Source organism: Blautia sp. MSJ-36 (assembly GCF_018917985.1).
Taxonomy (GTDB): Bacteria; Bacillota; Clostridia; order Lachnospirales; family Lachnospiraceae; genus Blautia_A.
Window position 1 is genome coordinate 42,903 of sequence record NZ_JAHLPQ010000004.1, and the last position, 18,532, is coordinate 61,434.

Annotated in this window: 15 protein-coding genes and 1 riboswitch; of the genes, 1 reads left to right on the plus strand and 14 read right to left on the minus strand. The window is 45.1% G+C overall.

Annotation, left to right across the window (positions count from 1 at the left end; all coding sequences use genetic code 11):
- From KQI39_RS04520 to KQI39_RS04530, 3 genes are all read right to left on the minus strand, one after another.
- A complete protein-coding gene (locus tag KQI39_RS04520) occupies positions 1-879 on the minus strand; it encodes a class II aldolase/adducin family protein (RefSeq protein ID WP_148448413.1) in 879 nt (292 codons plus the stop codon).
- Positions 880-1,066: 187 nt separating this feature from the next.
- A complete protein-coding gene (locus KQI39_RS04525) occupies positions 1,067-1,858 on the minus strand; it encodes a glycyl-radical enzyme activating protein (RefSeq protein WP_216416878.1) in 792 nt (263 codons plus the stop codon).
- A gap of 11 nt (positions 1,859-1,869) precedes the next feature.
- On the minus strand, positions 1,870-4,395 hold the full coding sequence (locus KQI39_RS04530; RefSeq protein ID WP_173772690.1) for a glycyl radical protein: 2,526 nt from the start codon (positions 4,393-4,395) through the stop codon (positions 1,870-1,872).
- Between the two features lie 352 nt (positions 4,396-4,747).
- Here KQI39_RS04530 and KQI39_RS04535 point away from each other — a divergent pair, with 352 nt between their 5' ends.
- The gene (locus KQI39_RS04535; protein WP_216416880.1) at positions 4,748-5,461 is read left to right on the plus strand and encodes a phosphatase; all 714 of its coding nucleotides are present in this window, start codon (positions 4,748-4,750) and stop codon (positions 5,459-5,461) included.
- An 85-nt stretch (positions 5,462-5,546) separates the two neighbouring features.
- Here the strand turns inward: KQI39_RS04535 and KQI39_RS04540 are convergent, their stop codons facing one another.
- The 11 genes from KQI39_RS04540 to KQI39_RS04590 all read right to left on the minus strand — a co-directional run bounded on the left by KQI39_RS04540 (position 5,547) and on the right by KQI39_RS04590 (position 18,527).
- Positions 5,547-5,852: a cysteine-rich small domain-containing protein gene (locus KQI39_RS04540; protein ID WP_216416882.1), complete on the minus strand. Its 306-nt coding sequence runs from the start codon at positions 5,850-5,852 to the stop codon at positions 5,547-5,549.
- A gap of 266 nt (positions 5,853-6,118) precedes the next feature.
- Positions 6,119-6,319, minus strand: a riboswitch (cobalamin riboswitch).
- Positions 6,320-6,484: 165 nt separating this feature from the next.
- The gene (locus KQI39_RS04545) at positions 6,485-7,951 is read right to left on the minus strand and encodes a C40 family peptidase (RefSeq protein ID WP_216416884.1); all 1,467 of its coding nucleotides are present in this window, start codon (positions 7,949-7,951) and stop codon (positions 6,485-6,487) included.
- 327 nt (positions 7,952-8,278) lie between these two features.
- Entirely contained in the window at positions 8,279-9,775 is a 1,497-nt protein-coding gene (locus KQI39_RS04550) for an N-acetylmuramoyl-L-alanine amidase family protein (RefSeq protein ID WP_216416886.1), read from the minus strand.
- 306 nt (positions 9,776-10,081) lie between these two features.
- Entirely contained in the window at positions 10,082-11,068 is a 987-nt protein-coding gene (locus KQI39_RS04555; RefSeq protein ID WP_148448425.1) for a diaminopimelate dehydrogenase, read from the minus strand.
- A 133-nt stretch (positions 11,069-11,201) separates the two neighbouring features.
- Positions 11,202-11,852, minus strand: a complete 651-nt coding sequence (locus tag KQI39_RS04560) for a J domain-containing protein (RefSeq protein ID WP_216416888.1) — start codon at positions 11,850-11,852, stop codon at positions 11,202-11,204.
- Positions 11,846-12,694: a DUF5685 family protein gene (locus KQI39_RS04565; protein WP_216416890.1), complete on the minus strand. Its 849-nt coding sequence runs from the start codon at positions 12,692-12,694 to the stop codon at positions 11,846-11,848. Before KQI39_RS04565 ends, KQI39_RS04560 begins: the two co-directional genes overlap by 7 nt.
- Position 12,695: 1 nt before the next feature.
- Complete coding sequence (locus KQI39_RS04570; RefSeq protein ID WP_148448431.1) at positions 12,696-13,109, minus strand: hypothetical protein; 414 nt, start codon at positions 13,107-13,109, stop codon at positions 12,696-12,698.
- Between the two features lie 69 nt (positions 13,110-13,178).
- Positions 13,179-14,381, minus strand: a complete 1,203-nt coding sequence (locus KQI39_RS04575) for a class I SAM-dependent rRNA methyltransferase (RefSeq protein ID WP_216416893.1) — start codon at positions 14,379-14,381, stop codon at positions 13,179-13,181.
- Positions 14,382-14,618: 237 nt separating this feature from the next.
- A complete protein-coding gene (locus tag KQI39_RS04580; protein WP_216416896.1) occupies positions 14,619-16,292 on the minus strand; it encodes a DUF1002 domain-containing protein in 1,674 nt (557 codons plus the stop codon).
- A gap of 111 nt (positions 16,293-16,403) precedes the next feature.
- Positions 16,404-17,504: an ATP-binding cassette domain-containing protein gene (locus KQI39_RS04585; RefSeq protein ID WP_216416898.1), complete on the minus strand. Its 1,101-nt coding sequence runs from the start codon at positions 17,502-17,504 to the stop codon at positions 16,404-16,406.
- Between the two features lie 3 nt (positions 17,505-17,507).
- Positions 17,508-18,527 carry a FecCD family ABC transporter permease gene (locus KQI39_RS04590; protein WP_216416900.1) on the minus strand — a complete coding sequence of 340 codons (1,020 nt, stop codon included), beginning with the start codon at positions 18,525-18,527 and terminating at the stop codon, positions 17,508-17,510.
- Positions 18,528-18,532 lie beyond the last annotated feature (5 nt).

Genomic DNA, 18,532 nt, shown 5'->3' on the forward strand with positions numbered 1-18,532 from the left:
TTATTTCAGGCCAAGCTGAGCCATAACCTGTTTTGTGATCTGAGCTACAAGCTCTGCATCTGCGTTTGCTGTTGCGTCTGCTGCAGGAGCTGCATCTTTGTCACAGTCTTTTCCAACAAAATCATACTGATATCCTGGGAACTGTTTGTAGTCCTCACTGTGGCATGCGCCGCCGCAGTTGTGGCAGTTCTTTCCATCTTTGTTCAGGCAGAGGTTTGCCGGATGTTTTCCAGGCATACCGAATTTACGACGGATTGCATAGAGTTTCTCGATGTTCTCTTTGTCGAATTCCTTCGGGCCGCCAAGAAGTTTGCTCTGATACAGAAGCTGTGCGTAGAACTCCACAGACTCCATCTTCATGTATGCAGCGTTAAGGTCTGTGCTCCATGTAAGTGCTCCGTGGTTCTCAAGAAGTACTGCATCGAAATATGGAAGGTATTTCTCAAGGTTATCCGGAATCTCCATTGTGGAAGGTGTACCGTACTCAGCGATCGGAACGCATCCAAGAGCGATAACTGCCTCTGGCATAATCGGCTGTGTAAGCGGGATACCTGCGATTGCGAAAGATGTAGCGTAGATCGGATGAGCATGTACAACAGATCCTACGTCCGGTCTCTTCTCATATACTCTCATATGCATCTTGATCTCAGATGATGGTTTGAATCCCGGGTTAGCCTGGATTACATTACCCTTGCCATCTACTTTACAGATGAACTCTGGTGTCATGAAACCTTTGGATACACCTGTTGGTGTGCAAAGATATTCATTCTCTGCCACTTTAACGGAGAAGTTTCCGTCGTTAGCTGCAACCATGTTACGGTTGTAGATTCTTTTACCGATGTCGCAAAGCTGTTTTTTGATTTCAAACTCGTTTACCATGCTTAATTTCCTCCTTGAGCATTGGATTGCACTATTTTGTTTCTGAAAATATTTTACTCCATACCACAAAATAAGTCAAGGGCAATCCGTTGTTTTGTGTTGGTTTCTTGTCGCTTTTTATGTTGTTTTTATTGTTTTTTATGTTGTCTGTTTGCAGAGGATCTTTTCTCTGTAATTCTTTTATTTCTCAGCCACCGATCTGGCAGTCCAGGTTGCATACCGCGTGTACCGCATTCTTTAACATCTGCATATGTTCTGCTGTCGGTGGAAGAATTCCTTCCATTAAATAGGGGCGTCCAAGGCCATCATATTTATCCTGTCCCAATCTGTGGTACGGAAGAAGATGGATCTTGTTTACGCCTGGAAGGGATGCCGCAAATCTGGCGATTGCCTGGATCTCTTCCACAGAATCGTTGAATGTTGGAATCACCGGAACGCGGATCACCAGTCTGGTTTTGCCATAGAGTGCAACCTTTCTTGCATTCTCCAGCATCAGTCCGTTGGCCCGTCCTGTGAATTCCTTATGTTTTTCCTGATTCATATGCTTGATATCCATCAGATACACATCCAGATAGGGAAGAACCTGTTCGATCTTTTCCCAGGGAGCACAGGCCATACTCTCCACAGCTGTGTTGATGCCGCGCTCTTTTGCCGCGCGGAGAAGATCTCTGGAAAAATCTGCCTGGCACATGCATTCTCCGCCGGAGAGGGTAATTCCCCCTCCGGAGCGGTAATAATATGCACGGTCCTTCTCAACTTCTTCAATCATCTCACGGACAGTTACATCCCGGCCGATCACCTTGTCCTCGCCCAGAACTTTCATGTTCTGGATCCGGTACTCCTGTGATTCCGGGTTGCAGCACCAGCGGCAGCGGAGAACGCAGCCTTTCAGGAACACGATGGTACGGATGCCCGGACCATCATGTACTGAATATTTCTGAATATCAAAGATCCTGCCCTTTGTATCCAAATAGTCCATAAGTTACTCCTTTAGAAGCCCTGTTCTGTACGACGGATAATATCATCCTGCAGAGATCTGGAAAGCGTTGTGAACAGTGCACTATATCCGGCAACACGTACAACCAGGTGTTTGTACTTCTCCGGATGTTTCTGAGCGTCCAGAAGTGTCTCTCTGTCGACAACGTTGAACTGCATATGCATGCCCTTCTGATCAAAGTATCCACGAATCAGTGCCACAAACTTCTCCAGTCCTTCTCTTCCTGCAAGTGCAGACGGATGGAATTTCTGGTTAAACAGTGTTCCGTTGGATACAATGAAGTGATCCAGACGGGATACGGAAGTTGCTGCTGCTGTCGGGCCTTTCACATCCTTGCCTGCTGACGGAGAAACGCCATCTGCAACTGGTGTATGTGCATAACGGCCATCCGGTGTAGCACCAGTCTGTCCGCCAAGAGGAACGTTTGCAGATACCGGATAAAGTCCTGCCTGATAATGTCCGCCTCTCGGGTTCATATATTTCTGAAGTGGTCTGGTATAAGTATAAGCCACATCTCTTGCAAAGTAATCCACATCCGGGATGTCATTTCCGAACTTCGGAACTTCCTCGATCATCTTGTGGATTTCTTCGAATCTTGCTTTTTTCTCCGGGGATGGCTCTGTGCCAAGAGCGGCTGTCATAACAGCGGTAGCTGTCTGCTCATTTACGCTGATGCCATTCTCCTGAAGTTTCTGCATAACAATGGTAGTGATATCTGCCGCAGACTGTGCATCAATACCTTTGCCATAGTTCCATGCCAGAGCTTCTTTCATCTCTTCCATGGTAACTTTCTTTTCTTCATATACAAGCTTGCGGATTGCATACAGGGAATCTGCCATGTTGGCAATACCAAATCCCTGAGGACCTGTAAAGTTATAAACAGCTCCGCCTTCCTGAACGGATTTACCTCGTTTCAGGCAGTCATCCACCATACAGGAAAGGAATGGAAGCGGACATCTCTCAGCATGTGCAACATCAATGGCATTATCTGCATTTACAAGCAGGGAGATGAAATATTCCATCTGTTTCTTGTATGCGTCATAGAACTCGTCAAAGCTCTTCATCTCTGTGACATCGCCAGTCTGAACACCAACCTGCACACCTTTATCCATACCATTAGAGAAAACCATCTCCAGCGGACGGCACATGTTAAAGAATGCGGCATCATGCCAACCTTCTGTCTTACCTGCTTTCTGCGGTTCTACACAGCCGATGATGTTATACTCTCTGGCATCTGCAAGGGAAAGTCCCCGGTTCTGCAGTGCAGGGATGATAACTTCATCATTATAATAAGCCGGAAGTCCGATTCCTGTTCTTGTAAGCTCTGCAGCCTTGATCAGGAATTCATGGGGAGATCCGTTCCATACTCTTACAGAAAGAGACGGTGCCGGAAGATGTACATGCATGGACGCCTGGATACACATAAAGGAGAGATCATTGGTCACATCCTCGCCGTCTTTGTTCTGGCCACCTGCGATCAGGTTCTGGAAAAGGCTGTAGCCTGCAAAACCTTCTGCAGATGCGGCATCACGGCATTTATTCAGGTCGTTTAATTTTACCCAGATGCAGTCCATCAGTTCCTGAGCGAACTCTCTGGTCAGATTGCCTGCCTCCATATCACTCTTATAATATGGATACATATACTGGTCAAAACGTCCCGGTGAAATGGAATGTCCGCTGCTCTCCATCTGGATCAGCTGCTGTACGAACCAGAAGGACTGGCAGGCTTCATAGAAGTTACGGGCGCCTTTAGCCGGTACACGGCTGCAGTTGGATGCAATCTGAAGAAGTTCCTGCTTTCTGGTCGGGTCCTGACACTGATATGCCATCTGCTCAGCAAGCTCGGCATAGCGGTGTGCATAGTCGATAACAGCCTGACAGCTTAAGATCACGGCTTCCAGGAAACGGGATTTCTTTGCGTAATCGCCATCTCCCACATTGCATTCCTCAAGCTCTTTCTGTGCTTTGGCAATGATTCCTTCATAACCGATTGCCAGGACTTCTTCATATTTAACGGTTACATGTCCTACACCATTGTAAAAATAATTTCCCGGGGTAAAAATGTTGTGATCAATGGCAAGAATTGCTTCCGGTGCCATGTAGGAAGTTGCAAGTTCACTGGTTGTCTTGCCTTTCCAGTATTTATGTACCTCACGGAGTTCCGCCTTTGTTTCCTCCGCAATATAAAATGGATCGGCTGTTCTGGTAGCCACTGTATCCAGCTCATCCTCCAGCCACTGGAAAGAATACTCCGGGAATGTCTGACATCCTCTCGGAGCCAGGGTGCTGCTTCCGACGATCAGCTCCTCATCACGGATAATGATGGGAATATTACGCAGGATGTGGGCAAATGCCTTGGCTCTGCGGGTGATGATCGGCTCGTCTTCGGTCTGCTTATAGGACTCTGTGACCAGCTTGGCTCTGGCAGATTCGATCACCGGCATCTTTGCATAAAGATTATCCACAAGATGTGTGATCCTGTCTGTTTTCGGGATATCTGCTATATGAAATTTCTCCATGATTCTCCTTTCTCATAACCGGTTGTTTCTGGTGATCTGTCCGCCTTCCCGCTTCCAGAACCGCTTCTTTCCGGCTATGTGCTCATGTAATTTTATTATACCTTACCCCCTCTTTGATGTCAACGAAATCCAACATGTGTTTCTTGCTGTTTTTGTGGTTTTTATAGGGCAAGCCCCGTTGGTTTTATTTGTTTTTCGTGTTTTTATGTTTTTCTCTATTGACTTTGTTTTTCTGCTCTGTCATACTTGAATTTATATGGGAATTCCTTTATTTTTCACAAAAAATATGTACAGCGGACATTTGTATTCCGCTCCGTCACATGTTCCCAAACAGCAAAAGAGGTGTATTTTTATGTATCTTTCTGATATGCATACCCATTCCATCGCCAGCGGTCACGGCACGGAATGTACCATCACCAACATGGCACGTGCAGCCGCAGAAAAAGGCCTCCGTCTTCTCGGAATCACCGATCACGGTCCCGGAACTCTGGCAGCCGGAACTTCCTCCTACTTCCGAAGTCTTACCTATTCTCCGAAAAAACATTTCGGCGTAGACCTGCTCTATGGGATTGAACTGAATATTCTGGATCGGAACGGAAGTGTAGATCTGGATCAGGAATTATTATGTAAACTTGATTACGCCATTGCCAGCATGCATTCCTGGAACTACCACCCCGGCACCAGGGACGAAAACACCGAAGCCTTTATCAATGTTATGAAAAATCCTTGTGTCAAAATTCTCGGACACAGTGACAACACACACTATCCGGTGAATTATGAAGTTCTTGCCCGAACCGCCAAAGAAACCGGAACGATCTTTGAGATCAACGAAGCTTCTCTTGCGCCTTATGGCTATCGTGGTGACACAAGAGAAAACTGTTTCGAAATCCTTCGCTGCTGCCGAAAATACGATCTGCCACTGCTTCTCTCCAGCGACAGCCACGGCCCGGAACACATCGGCGATTTTACCTATGCCGCTGAGTTTGTTCATCAGGCCATGTTCCCGGAACAGCTGATCCTGAACAACCAGCTTCCAAGGTTGAAAGTATTCCTGCAGACCAGATGACCCGATAAAGTAAAAAGCCAGCTCTCACATGTCACCATGTGTCAGAGCTGGCTTATTATTTCGGGTTATATTCTATTCTCTATTATCACTTCTCATCTGTCTGAGAATTTTCTCTCTGTTTTCTTATCATATCCGCAAGTTCCTGGTACTTCCCTGTGATATATCCATAATTTTCTCTTCTGTGAGGAAGTTTACACGCCGTACAGTCCTTGATCCCACTTTCTGTGAAGTGAAAATTACCGCCGCATTTATCTCCCAGTGCATACAACGGACAATAACAGAACAGGCAGTTAAAATTCTCCGGATCTGCTCCTTTATGGCATGGAAAATACTCGCATTTTTTGTGACTGAAATAGGAATACTCTTTTCCTTCCCAATATGGTTTCTCCATGATTCTTATCTCCTCCCGGATCATATATCCTCTTAATTTTCCCATAAAAAAAGAGGTAGCGATGCCACCCCGGGGTAGAAATATAATCCGTTCATGAGTGCGCGGAGGGAACGAATGTATCCGGAGTAGTATCGCCTGCCATTTAATCATGTATAATTCATATGAACAGGCGCATTCCATAAAAAAATGCCTACTCTCGTAAAAAAGTAGACAACGTCCCAGGGGTGCGGAGTCCCTGAAATGGTTGTTACACTTTACACGGAAGTTTAACCTCGCCATAACAAGCAGGTTTCCTGGCTCCGGGATCATGGCTTGTCTCTCCTTCTCATACCTAAGTACAATGGACTGTGAGATTCGCTCCTCCGTTACAGTGACCGGATCGCTCAGGTTTCACACCTGATTCCCTTTTCTGCTGGCTTCTGATAATCAACGACTGTCAGATGCCCTCAGCACTTGCTATGTTCAATATGGAATTATACTGGCATTATAATAACACCCTGTTAATTATATGTCAATACCATTTCAGATTTTTCTGATATAAATACACTGTTTCCTTATAAGAAACAGCCTGACGGAATATACCGCCAGGCTGTTCAATATCTTCATCTTAATGAATTTTATATGGTTCGTGATTATACAAGACGTCTTACAGAAACAATCGTTCTGTATGTCGCATCGTTACTGATCTTAATACCATCCTGGGAATTGGATGCATGTACAATCTGTCCATTGCCCATATAAATAGCCACATGTCCACCGTAACAGATCAGATCTCCTGGCTGAGCATCTGCATAAGATACCTCAGTACCTGCGTTCTGCTGCTCATAGGAAGTTCTCGGAAGGCTTACACCAAAGTTAGCATATACACTCTGTACAAAACCGGAGCAGTCTGCACCGTTGGTAAGGCTTGTTCCGCCCCATACATACGGATTTCCAACAAACTGTGTGGCATAATCTACAACAGAAGAACCGGAACCACTGTAGGAAGAAGAACTTCCGCTGTCAGAAGAGGTATCCTCAGAAGCATCGCTGCTGTCATCATAGTTTGCGTCTGTATTATCTTCTGTAGTGTCTGTATATCCGGACTGGTCATCGGAAATTACATTTCCGTCCTCATCATACTGAACGTCACCATTCTCATCATATGTATCATCTACATACTCTGTATCGTCCTCTGCAGTATCTTCGTCCGTATTCTCGATTACGTCACCGTCCTCGTCATACTGAACGTCTTCACTCTCATCTGCTTCATCCTGCTGCGCTGCTTCCGCTTCTGCCTGGCGTCTTGCTTCCTCTTCTGCTTCTGCCTGTGCTCTTGCTGCTGCCTCAGCCTCCGCCTGACGTCTTGCTTCCTCTTCTGCGGCGATACGCTCAGCCTCTAATCTCTGAAGCTCTGCAGTCTGCTCTGCAAGAAGGTTCGCATAGTCTGTAGCCTGCTGCTGTGCATAAGCAATTTCATTGTCATAATCTGCGGATGTTGCACGCTTCTCATCCAGCTGTGCCTGAAGGTTCTGGGATTCTGCCTCATATTCCTGCTTCATTCCCTCAAGTTCCGCTTTCTCCTGTGTATACTGTGCTTCCAAGTTAGCTACCTGCTGGATGGTGTTGGAATATTTCTCAAGGCTCTTTCTGTCCTGCTCATATGTCTTCTGTGTATACTCAGCCTTTGTAAGAAGATCAGACAGGTTCTCTGCATTCAGCATCATCTGGAACCATGCGTCGTCTCCACCTTTCTCATAAAGATACTGAATACGTTTCTTCATTGCTTCGTACTGTTTGGTCTTGGCATTCTTGGCTTTCTCAAGGTTGGACTGTGTAGATGCAATGTCGGCTTCTTTATTGGAGATATCTCCCTCCAGTGTCTGGATCGAAACCATCACGTTTACAAGATTGGCATCAAGAGTGGAGATCTCGCCTTCGATCTGTGACTTCTGTGCGGAAAGCTCATCCAATCTGGAATAAGTTGCATTCAGCTGTTCATTGGTTGCATCCATTTCCTGCTGAAGTGCTGCCTCATCTTCTCTTGTTGCACTTACGCTGACTACCTGTGCTCCACTGATGAGGAGCGCCAGTGTCAGACATAATATTCTTTTCTTCATGACTGTTCACCCTCGCAATCTGATTTTGAATTCTGATTATTCGGCAGATCAAACATCTTCTGCCTTCGTTTACTCATTTCTGCTGTTCTTTCATTTTTAGCAGATTAATGTAATATTTTTGCAATATCTTGTTTCAATCTTTTTATATATTAACACAGTGTTCTCTGGTTTGCAAGGATTTTCTATTATTTAGTTTAGAATTCTGTAACATTTATTAATGAATTTGACATTAAAGAAGGAGAACTCTGCATTTTACAGGTTCTCCTTCTCTTAATCTTATTTAATTATTACATAGAAATTTCTTCGGGTACTTCTCTTCCTGCCTAATCAGAACAGGTCTGCAAGAATCTGATTTGCAGTCTTGTGCAGGTATCCATCCGGATCGGAAAGTGTACTTCTGTTCCATCTGAAGTAAGCACCATTACGGATATAGTTACCACTTGATTCGTGATAATCATATTTGCTGACTCCCGGATATTTAGCCATGTAAAGCTCTGCAAGCTTGATTGCCTGGCTTCCATATGTTCCATCCGGTGTCGGTGTTCCGGAAATCTGAACACCTGCATTCGGTGTACAGTGCAGAATCACAACACTCTTATCTGCACACTGTCCAAGAACCATCCATGTATGTCCGTCATTGTATCCGATGTCTCCCGGATACAGTTTCCAACCGGAACTTGAAAGCTGTGACTGAGAAATTGTAGTTCCCATTCCTCTGCTGGTATATAAGGAACCGATATCTCCGGAAACTGTTGTGTAGTTCACTCCGCCGGATTTACTCTGCATAATCTGATATACAGACCATCCTACATATCCGGAGCAGTCAAGACCTTTCTGTTCTGTAGTTTCTGTAAGATCCATATAGTTCTTATAGTTATAAGAACTGGAATTGCTGTTATACCACTCTTTCCATCTGGAACTTACACCCTTTCTGGTGGCATCCGAAGTATTGTGGCCTCCACCCCATACATAAAGGGTCTGTCCAACCGGTTTCAGTGCATTTGCAAGGAAATTCTTAATTGTACGCGAGCTGGTCGGTGTCGTTGTATTCGGATTGTTGTTAACCTGAAGGACTCCGCTGCTGCTGAATGTGTACTCTTTTCCGTCGATTGTCTTGGTACCGGTAGCCATTACACCTGTGGATGGGTCAAAATAATATTTATAACCCTTGGATGTATTCTCCACCCAGCCGGTAGCCATAATTCCACTTGAGCTGTAGAAATAATAGGTATTTCTGCCGATTTTCTTGAAGCCTTTATACATGGCTCCTGTGGTCGGATCAAAGTAACGTTTCTGTTTTTTGGTATTGGTTGCCCAGCCTGTTGCCATGTAGCATTTACTTGTAAAATACCTGGTCACATTCTTGGAATCTGTAAGGAATTTACTCTTGGCTGCAACTCCGTTATTGCTGTAGAAATAATATTTCTTCTTGCTGATGGTTGCCCATTTGGTTGTCATATAACCGGTGCTGGTATTAAAATACCGGGTATTCTTCTTGCTGTCTGTAAGCCAGCCTGTTGCCATATAGCCTTTTACACCGTTGGCATTGTAGAAATAACGTTTGCCTTTGCTGTCTTTTGCCCAGCCTTTTACCTGAACACCTGTGGAGGCATTGAAATAATACTTCTTTCCATTGAGGGTAAGCCAGCCTTTTACTTTCTTACCATTCTTGTAATAATAGGACTTTCCATTTTCTGTTTTAAAGCCGTTTTTGGTTGCGGCCTGTACATCTGTTGCAGTTGTATGTACAGTCGCTCCAGCTGCAAAAAACATCAAGATCAAAAAAAGTCCCCACAATTTCCATTTTTTGCTTAATTTTCGCATACATACCTTCCTTTGATAGATAATTGATATTTACTATTTCTGAAGTCCGGCTGATTGTTGTCTTCACTGCCCATCCTGTGAACCGTGTGTAAAGCATTCAATTCTTTACAATTCTGTTACAAATTTACGTCCATATTATATACCATTCTTTACCTGTCGTCAACTCTTTCCGGCTTTTTCCCTGTCATGCACCCTTTTATCCACGCAAAGATCCCCGGAATATCAGAAATACCTTCTGAATATTCCGGGGATCTGAGTATTTATAAAAATATTGCTTTCTGTAACAACTCTGTTACAGTCTGTTTTTTACAGGAATTTTTTGCGAAGCTCTGCTCCGTCAAGTGCACTTAAATATGCAGGTGCAACATCAAATACTGTCTTGCAGCCTTTCTGTCCTTCCTGATTCATGCGGTATGCAGCTCTTGCATAGGCAACAATAACAGAAGAGGTGAACTCCGGATTAGAATCCAGTTTCAGGCTGTACTCGATTACATGGCTGTTCTCATCATTCCAGCCAGTTTTTCCACTGCGGATTACAAAACCACCATGCGGAATTCCGCTGTGATCGCGATCCAGCTCCTCCTGGGAAATAAAGTGTACCGTTGTGTCATACTCATCAAAGTAGTTCGGCATAGTCTTGATCTCTTCCTCGATGCGTGCAAGATCAGCACCTTCCTCTGCAACTACGAAGCACTCTCTTGTATGTTTCTGACGTGTGGTAAGCTCAGGATTTTCTCCGTTTCTTACAGCTTCCAGTGCAGCTTCTACAGGAATTGTGTACTGTTTTGCATCTTTTACGCCTTTAATACGGCGGACTGCATCGGAATGTCCCTGGCTGACACCTTTGCCCCAGAATGTGTAGTCGTTTCCGTTTGTAAGGATTGCGTTTGCATACATACGGTTCAGTGAGAACATTCCCGGATCCCAGCCTACAGAGATAATTCCTACATGACCGTTCTCTGTTGCTGCTTTGTCAACGTTTGCAAAATGCTCCGGAATTCTCTTATGTGTATCAAAGCTGTCCACAACGTTGAAATATTTTACATATTCCGGTGTCTGAACAGGAAGATCGGTAGCACTTCCTCCGCAGATAATCAGAACATCAATCTCATCTTTCATTTTCTCTGCATCTTTTACAGAATAAACCTTAGCAGTCTCTGTAAGAATCTTCACTGTTTCCGGATCACGTCTGGTGAATACTGCAACCAGCTCTGTATCCGGATTGTGTTTGATCGCGCACTCCACGCCGCGTCCAAGGTTTCCATAGCCTAAAATACCAATTCTTATGCTCATAACGATTTCCTCCTCTTTTTCTCTGCAGGAAAACCTGCACTCTATATCGCAAAGCAGATCTGCAGGATCCACCTCACAAACAATTTAATGCTCTCTGCTGTTGTCAATCCCCGGACAAAACCGGCAAATTTTATCAGCAGCAGAAAATTCCGCCCGGCCAGCACATGGCACAGGCCATAGTTCTGCAGCAGGCATCACACATATCTCCCCCTGCTGTGGGCATTCCTCCAAATGGATCCTGTTGCTGCTGGTACCAGCCTCCGCCGCCTTCCATTCTCTGAAGAAGCATGCGGTACTGCATATTATTTGGTTCCTGACGGACCGCCTCGCGGATCTGATCCAGAGCCGTCACATTATTCCCAAGCCCCATATTCGCCATGGCAGCCAGATAATACCATTCGCCGTTTTTCTGTCCAAGAGAATTCAGCACATTCATAGCTTCCTGATAATGGCCACTCTGTACATAATTGGCAGCCGCACGTCTCCGCATGCTCTCCTCATCCTGGTAAGTACTTGATCCTGCACTGCCATAGCCGCCAAAACCGCCATAACTTCCGTAGCCGCCATATCCATTTCCGGAAGCACTGCCGCCGTACTCACGTTCTTTCATAATCTGCTCGTAAGCCTGCTGCACTTCCTTGAATTTCTCCTCAGCCTGATCCTTATTCGGATTGTTAATATTGGCATCCGGATGGTACTTTCGGCTGAGTTTCCGGTATGCCTTTTTTATTTCATCATCAGATGCGTTTCTGGGAACTCCCAGCACACTGTATGGATCTAACATTTTTTCTCTTTCTCCCGTTCTTCCCTGCGTTTCTGCCCGATGGCCGCAAAACGGCACCAGACGCCGGAATATAAAATATTTCGAAGGATATCTCCATATCGGATCACCGGCATTTTTTCAAATTCTCTGCAAGCTTCTGAAAGCATCATCATAAGCATCCGGCGTATCTCTTCCTCGAACCCTTCCATCTTATATTTCTCAAGAAATGGATTGTAATTTCCGTTTTCCGCGTCTTTTTCCACGTCGTCATAGGCATCCAGGATATAAATGAACTTCCCGAGATAAAATCCCATCCGCCGCAGCGAAGCTTCCCACACATCCTTACGGAATGCAAAAACCTCTTCCATAATCCGCCCGGAACATCCTGCCACCCGGTCCACATCTGTCTCGCCCTGTTTTTCGAGACTGGAAAGCTTAAGAAGGGCATCCTGAATTTTCCGGATTTTTTCCGGATAACCGGCCATGTGTTTCTTTCCGCCTGCATTCAGAAGTCTGGCATAGGCATAACGCAGAGGTTTCCTCTCATCCTGCCAGTCATCCATGCATTTATAATATGAAAGAATCACATTCATATCTGCACAGTATGTGGTTATCTCATTGCGGCGTACCGGCTGAGGTTTCAGCGGATGAACCGCACACCGGGAAGTTCCTTTCTGCGTAGGCGGCTCGTACAGCCCGCTGAGCAGAAGCACAACAAATGTCATATCGTACGTCAGCGAAATCTGCCCCGGTATTCCATACCTCTCACGGAGTTCTCTGCAAAGCCCGCAGTAAAAAGAACGGTACATATCAAAATCTTTGAATTTAATTTCCGGTTTGTTAACTGTCACATATCCGAACATGTCAGCTCCTCTTTACAAATTTGGTGTGGCACTTCGGACATTCAATCTCAATCTTTCCTTTTCCCCTGGGGATACGAATCTTCTGTCCACAGCCCGGACAGCTGTAGATATGGTGAGTTTTTCTCTGTTTCATCAGATTTTTTTCTTTATTGAAACGAAGGCGGAACTTCGATGTCATCTGAAGATATTTCTGATTTTCTGCATAACGCTGCTGAATATTTCTGGAAAAAATACGGAAATACGCATATACAATCGCCGCAATTCCAAGGAAGTCCAGAATACTGCCGACATTTCTGTTAAACATGGTGACAACCATGGTCAGTATAATCAGAGTCAGCGCAACTCCCATAATAAATCTGGAAAAATCATCCACTCCGTAGCGTCCCTGCATAAATTTATTGAATTTGTCTCTCATAAAATCTGCTTCTCCTTTTCACTGCCGCCGTAACTGTCCAGGCTCTCCAAAGAGATTCACGGACATTTCCTAACGGTCATTACATACCTGGAAAATGTAGAATTTCAGATAATAGGACTCATCTGCTGACCAGAGAATCGGATGATCCGGAGCCTGTGTGCGGTATTCCACCTGACGCAGTCTCTTGTGAACATTCTTCGCAGCCTGACCGATTGTCTGTGTAAACAATTCGTAGGTCATGAAATGAGAACAGGAACAGGTTGCAAGAAAACCTCCGTCTTTTACAAGGCGCATAGCCCGGAGATTGATTTCACGGTATCCTTTTATGGCATTTTTAACAGAACTTCTGGACTTGGTAAATGCCGGCGGATCAAGGATTACCACATCAAATTTCTCACCTTTTTCCTCAAGTTCCGGAAGAAGTTCAAACACATCCTCGCAGAGGAATTTCACTTTTCCTTCCAGCCCGTTAAGTTCTGCATTTCTTCTTGCCTGATTTACGGCAGTCTCAGATGCATCCACACCAAGAACACTTGCTGCCCCTGCAATTCCCGCATTCAGGGCAAAAGAGCCGGTATGTGTGAAGCAGTCCAGAACCTTTGCATCTTTACAGAGTCTCTGAATTGCCAGACGGTTGTATTTCTGATCCAGGAAAAATCCTGTTTTTTGTCCGTCTTTGATGTCTACTTCGTATTTTACGCCATTTTCTTCAATCTGGACAAGGGTAGGAAACTCTTCTCCGATAAATCCCTTGGTAAGTTCCATTCCTTCCTGGCGGCGGACTTTGGCATCGCTTCGCTCATAGACACCACGAATCTGAATTCCATCTTCTGCAAGAATCTCCTTCAGTGCATTAATGATGGTTCCCTTAAGGCGGTCAATTCCAAGTGCCAGAGACTGTACTACCAGCACATCGGAAAACTTGTCTACAACAAGTCCCGGAAGAAAATCTGCTTCTCCGAAAATCACACGGCAGCTTCCTGTATCCACAATCTTCTTGCGGTACTCCCATGCATCACGGACACGCTGTCTCAAAAACTCTTCGTTGATCTCCTTATGTTCATCTCTGGTAAGCATACGTACCGCAATCTTGGAATTGGTGTTGATAAATCCTCTTCCCATCGGATAACCGTCAAAATCATGAACCAGAACGATATCTCCGTTTACAAAACTTCCCATAATGGTTGCGATTTCATTATCATATACCCAGAGGCCTCCTGATTTCAGGAATCTGCCTTCGCCTTTTTTTAATGTTACTACTGCCAGGCTCATAAATTCTACCTTTTCCCTTTCTCATTTCCCTGTGACGGTTTACAGTGTATGAATTCCATAAAACCGATTTATGGTCAATTCTATCACAGAAAAAATCATTTTTCCAGTGCTTACCCGAATCCTTAAGATAAATCACAGAATTTTCATGATCTCTGTCTTTCCTGTTCACACAAAAAAGCCACCAGAGAAACCGGAGCTCTGTCATTTTCCGGTTTCTCTGATGGCAATGATATATTTTTATTCTGCTGCTGACTCCTCTGTGGCGTCTGTATTTTCTCCATAGAGACCTGCAAGGAATTTCATGGTATCCTTATACAGTGTCTGCTTGTCTTCTTCCGGTACATCCGCAAGAAGAACTGTAGTTTCGTCGGTAACGTCTGTGTTTTCTTCCGTAGCATCAATGCCGAACAGTTTTTTCAGCTTCTGATCCATCATATTCAGCTCTGCACTGACATATGTTTCTGTTCCATCTGCCACATAAGATGCCGCACCGTCCTTCAGAACGTCGTAATAATCCTTCTCAACGGTATCTGCAAGACTCTTTCCGGTCTGCTCATCCAGCACAACTGTGGCTGTGAATTCTGTATTCTCAGTTGCCGCAAGAAGAGAGTCTGCATCCCCTTCGTATTCTCCCTTCGCAAAGAGGGCAAATCTGTCATAGTTGTTCTTTGCCTCATCGCCAAGAACCGAAGTGTCAACTTCTGTGCTGTCTGTTTCTGCTGATGTGGTTTCTCCGGCTGCTTCTGTTTCCTCAGAACTGTCTGTATCCCCTGTTGCTTCCGGAATTCCTGTTTCATCCTGGTCAGTTTCTTCTGAAGTGCTTTCATCTGCACTGGACTCATCAGCTGTACTCTCATCCACAGTAACTGTATCATCGGTGCTCTCATCAGTACTGTCTTCACCGACATAAGTTCCATCGTCCGTAGCTTCCGGAATTCCGGTCTCACTGCTGCTGTCTGTGGAATCTCCGGTTTCCTTTTCAAGATCCGGATCTTCTGTAGAACTCTGGATTACATCTCCGCCAAGAGCACTTTCATCTACATTATTCATGATATCGTCATCATCATCTGTCGCTTCATTGGGGTCTACTGTTTCGTCTGTATTCTCGCCGTCCACAGAATCGTCAGTGGTAGTCTTGCCTGTGGTGTTGGCATCTACCTGCTCCAGTGTATCCTTCACATCGTCGTAATCATACCCCTGCTCTGCAATTTTTTCCAGAAGAGATACAATCTTGTCAATCTCCTCCTGGCTTACAGAGACATTGTTCTCCTGTGCCACATTGACAACAATGTTCTGAATTTCCTGTGTATTCTGTACATTGTTCTGGATGACATCAATCTTGGACTGATTTACAACAGTTGTTGCCTCATTTTTTCCGACCTTGTCTGCCAGCTCACCGGTTGTGACAATTTCTTCATTGGCAAGCTTGGTCTTGGTCTCATCTAGCTTCTGTCCGCTGGCTTTTTCATAGGCCATCTGAATACCTGTGAGGGCACCTGTTCCGGATACTTCCATCGGGCATGCCGCTACGACTTCACAGTTCTTTACTCCGGATGTGGAAAGTGAACTGGCAATCATATTTCCGGTTACCCAGTTCAGATTGGCTGTACGAACCTTGATTCCACCGGACTGTGTAGGTTTTACGTAAGCGCAGCTTAAGGTTCTGGAACCGATCTGTGACTGTGGTGCGATATTATCCAGATGATTATGTTCATCCTGATTGGTGATGGTCATAATCTGTACCTGATCCGCACTTACATTAAAATATTTCATCATGGTCTGCTTCTGGGCATCTGTGAGGTCTGCACCCAGTGTTACTACTTTTGATGCATCCGCAAATACAGGGTTTACACTTCCTGCCACAAGGCATGCACTGCAGAGAATTGCTGCAATCAGATTTCTTTTCTTCATGAAATTTCCCTCCATATATAAATTCCGGACTGCCGTTTTTTCTGTTTCATATTATAGCACAGATATATGGGAATTTGTAATTTATGTTCTCTTATTTTCTTACAGATATTTTCACAGTTTCTGTAATTTTCCCATCTGTTCTGCTTTTTTTATTAATTCCCGGTTTTTCTCATTTACAGGGCCAAAGTCCTTCAGAGGGCAGTAAACTTCCCTGCATTTTTCCATAACCTCCAGCGCTTTTCTGTAATTTTCTTCAGAAATACACTGAAACGGATTCTCTGTAATGGTCTCTGCAGCCAGCTCTTTTGCTACCTGATAATCTGCGTCATTGGTATGAAGAATTCCCGTTGCAAAGGGGATTCCCTGGCGCTGTAGTTTCCGGTACACCGGGATTCCGCTTCCGTTTCCGCCAATTACAAACACCTGGGGTTCCCCTGCAGGCGGTTCCATTTCCACACAGCCGAACTCTGCGTTGTAGCTTCCACGGGTAATTCCATAAAGTCTGCGGATATAATCTGAGGTAAAAATCTCTTCCGGCGCTCCGTATTTTTCAATGTGGTCTCCATGCACACAGATCACCTGGTCGGAAATCTTCTGGGCAAGATCCAGCTCATGGAGGGACATGATCACAGTCATCTGTTTTTCCAGTACCATCTTTTTCAGGATAGCAAGAAGTTCCAGTTTGTGGCGGATATCCAGGAATGACGTCGGCTCATCCAGAATGATGATCTCCGGTTCCTGACAGATGGCACGTGCCAGAAGGATACGCTGACGCTGTCCGTCACTGATGGCTGTGAAATCCCGGTCTTTCAGATCCCAGGCATGAACCATCTCCATGGCATTTTTCACTTTTTCCTTATCCTCCGGGGAAAGAATTCCCAGAGTTCCTGTGTACGGATAACGTCCGGTGGATACCACATCCTCACAGGTCATAAGCTCCGGGCGCATGCGCTCGGTAAGCACTACGGCCAGCTTCCTGGAAACTTCTTTGTTTGTCATGCGGCTCATCTGTTCCTGTTCCAGATATACGGTTCCACTGATCAGGGAAAGCTGTCTTGTGATACTCTTCAGGATCGTGGATTTTCCGGCGCCGTTGGGACCGATCAGTGTGAGGATTTCTCCTTTATTCAGCTGAATATTGATCTCTTTGATCAGCGGTTTTCCGTCATACCCTACGGTCAGCTGATCGGTATAAAAAAAATATGATTTCATGGTTTATATCCTCTGCTGTCTGCGAATCATGATATAGATAACTACCGGTGCTCCGAAAACTGCCGTCACAGAACTGATGCTCAGCTCCGTCGGTGCAAATACGGTTCTTGCGATCAGGTCACAGAACAGGCAGAACACCGCACCGCCCAGGAAACAGGCCGGGATCACAAGCAGCGGTTTTGCAGTCTTTAAGAGACTTTTTGCAATGTGAGGTACGGCAATTCCCACGAAGGAAATCGGTCCGGCAAATGCAGTGACACAGGCAGAAAGAATACTGGAAAGCAGGATCAAAAGTATGCGGAATACTTTGATATTGACGCCCATATTCTGTGCGTAAGTCTCACCCAGCTGATAGGCACTGATGGGTTTTGACATAAAAAATACGATCACCATGGTAAGTAATACCACCACAGCCATAGTCCGCACATTCCCCCAGGTCATACCGGAGAAACTTCCCAGTGACCAGTTGTGAAGATTCACAATATTGGAATCATCTGCAAAAGTTACCACAAAGTCTGTGATGGCCGAACAGATATAGCCGATCATAACTCCACTGATGACCAGCATGGACATGTTGTGGACTTTTTTTGCCACAAGAAGCACAAATCCCATGGAGATCATAGAACCTGCAAAAGCAGCCAGGATCATGGCTCCGGAACCGATGGATACCGATCTGCTCAAAAGAAAGATCATCAGAAGAGCCACAATCAGCTTGGCTCCGGAAGAAATTCCCAGCACAAAGGGGCCGGCGATAGGGTTGTTAAAAAAGGTCTGCAGCAGAAATCCAGAAACAGAAAGTGCTCCGCCGAGGATGATAACCGAAAGAATCCTCGGAAGACGGATCTCCCAGACAATATTATAAGAAATTTCATCTCCCTGATGCCGGAATATGATTTTCAGGATCTCCTGCACAGAGAGGTGGATACTTCCGGAATTTACATTCCATATAAATAAAAAGATCAAAAGTACCGCAAGGATCACAAAAGAGATCCCATATCGGACCGCGCGTTTTCTGTCATTCATTTTTT

Bases quoted from the DNA above. Each gene is read 5' to 3' on its own strand.
- KQI39_RS04520 (WP_148448413.1), bottom strand. From the start codon at position 879: ATGGTAAACGAGTTTGAAATCAAAAAACAGCTTTGCGACATCGGTAAA.
- KQI39_RS04525 (WP_216416878.1), bottom strand. From the start codon at position 1,858: ATGGACTATTTGGATACAAAGGGCAGGATCTTTGATATTCAGAAATAT.
- KQI39_RS04530 (WP_173772690.1), bottom strand. From the start codon at position 4,395: ATGGAGAAATTTCATATAGCAGATATCCCGAAAACAGACAGGATCACA.
- KQI39_RS04535 (WP_216416880.1), top strand. From the start codon at position 4,748: ATGTATCTTTCTGATATGCATACCCATTCCATCGCCAGCGGTCACGGC.
- KQI39_RS04540 (WP_216416882.1), bottom strand. From the start codon at position 5,852: ATGGAGAAACCATATTGGGAAGGAAAAGAGTATTCCTATTTCAGTCAC.
- KQI39_RS04545 (WP_216416884.1), bottom strand. From the start codon at position 7,951: ATGAAGAAAAGAATATTATGTCTGACACTGGCGCTCCTCATCAGTGGA.
- KQI39_RS04550 (WP_216416886.1), bottom strand. From the start codon at position 9,775: ATGCGAAAATTAAGCAAAAAATGGAAATTGTGGGGACTTTTTTTGATC.
- KQI39_RS04555 (WP_148448425.1), bottom strand. From the start codon at position 11,068: ATGAGCATAAGAATTGGTATTTTAGGCTATGGAAACCTTGGACGCGGC.
- KQI39_RS04560 (WP_216416888.1), bottom strand. From the start codon at position 11,852: ATGTTAGATCCATACAGTGTGCTGGGAGTTCCCAGAAACGCATCTGAT.
- KQI39_RS04565 (WP_216416890.1), bottom strand. From the start codon at position 12,694: ATGTTCGGATATGTGACAGTTAACAAACCGGAAATTAAATTCAAAGAT.
- KQI39_RS04570 (WP_148448431.1), bottom strand. From the start codon at position 13,109: ATGAGAGACAAATTCAATAAATTTATGCAGGGACGCTACGGAGTGGAT.
- KQI39_RS04575 (WP_216416893.1), bottom strand. From the start codon at position 14,381: ATGAGCCTGGCAGTAGTAACATTAAAAAAAGGCGAAGGCAGATTCCTG.
- KQI39_RS04580 (WP_216416896.1), bottom strand. From the start codon at position 16,292: ATGAAGAAAAGAAATCTGATTGCAGCAATTCTCTGCAGTGCATGCCTT.
- KQI39_RS04585 (WP_216416898.1), bottom strand. From the start codon at position 17,504: ATGAAATCATATTTTTTTTATACCGATCAGCTGACCGTAGGGTATGAC.
- KQI39_RS04590 (WP_216416900.1), bottom strand. From the start codon at position 18,527: ATGAATGACAGAAAACGCGCGGTCCGATATGGGATCTCTTTTGTGATC.